Source organism: Rhodococcus sp. NPDC019050, assembly GCF_055664235.1.
This window is the reverse complement of sequence record NZ_JBVOON010000050.1, coordinates 1-1,419: the sequence shown is the minus strand read 5'-3', so window position 1 is coordinate 1,419 and position 1,419 is coordinate 1. Positions and strand designations below refer to the sequence as shown.

The window sequence follows — 1,419 nt, the reverse complement described above, 5'->3', positions numbered from 1 at the left end:
TCCGATGCGGGCAGGATCTCTTGGAATCCGACTCCGTCGATCTCCGGATACACCGTCCGCAACGACTCGTGCCGTGCGACGACATCCGACACCGCCGCCTGCAACGCATCGACATCCAACGATCCCGACAACCTGATTACCGCCGGAATATTGTTCACCGCCGACCCCGGATCCAACCGGTTGAGGAACCACACCCGCTGCTGCGCCAACGACAACGGAACCCGGTCCGGACGAGAACCAGCAACAAGAGGCACCCGATCCGCCGCAAACGACGACGACTCGAGCACACCCGCAAGCGCCTCCACCGTCGATGCCTCGAAAATCGTGCGAAGCGCCACCCGACCACCGAAAGCCTCACCGATACGCGACACCACCTGAGTCGCAATCAGCGAATTACCACCCAAACCGAAGAAATCATCATCGAGCCCCACCCGCTCGACACCGAGCACCTCGGAAAACACCGATGCCACAACCCGTTCCACGGCGGACTGCGGCGCCCGGAACTCACGAGCCTCGAAAGTGGGCGAAGGCAACGCCTTCCGATCGAGCTTCCCACTGCTGTTGAGAGGCAACGCATCGAGCACCACAAACACCGACGGCACCATATAACCCGGCAGCACCGCACCCAACCGACGCGACAACACCACAGAATCCACCGACGCACCCGCAGCCGGCACCACATACGCCACCAACTGCTCACCCGCATGCGCATCCGCACGCACCAGCACCACAGCCTGACCGACACCATCCAAGCCCAGAAGAGCAGATTCGATCTCACCGAGCTCGATCCGCAACCCCCGCAACTTCACCTGAAAATCGGTACGACCGATGTACTCCAACTCACCGTCGCCGGTCCACCGCACCAGATCACCCGTGCGATACAACCGCTCACCCGCCCCGAACGGCGACGCCACAAAACGATCCGCCGACAAATCCGGCCGACCCACATACCCCCGAGCCAACTGCACACCCGACAGATACAACTCACCCGCCACACCCACCGGCACCGGCGACAGGCGACCGTCGAGCACATAAACCTGCGTATTCCACACCGGCACACCGATCGGCACCGACACCACATCGGCATCGGACACCTCGTGGAACGTCACATCCACCGCAGCCTCGGTCGGACCATACAAATTGTGCACAGCAGCATCCGGAAGTACCGCCCGCGCCCGCGCCGCCAACGACGGCGACAACGCCTCACCCGATGCGAACACCAACCGCAGACCCGACAGATCCGAGACCCCGGCCTCGTTTACGAACACCGCCAACATCGACGGCACAAAATGCGCCACCGACACACCACGCTCGGCCATCACCTTCGCCAGATACACCGGATCCCGATGACCGTCCGGAGCAGCAACCACCAACCGCGCACCCACACCCAACGGCCAGAAAAACTCCCACACCGACACA

The 1,419-nt window shown here is 62.6% G+C and carries 1 protein-coding gene; it reads right to left on the bottom strand.

Going from position 1 to position 1,419, the window contains the following annotated elements; all coding sequences use genetic code 11:
• On the bottom strand, positions 1 to 1,419 hold a 1,419-nt coding region (locus AC0B44_RS21220; protein WP_471904699.1), incomplete at both ends, for an AMP-binding protein.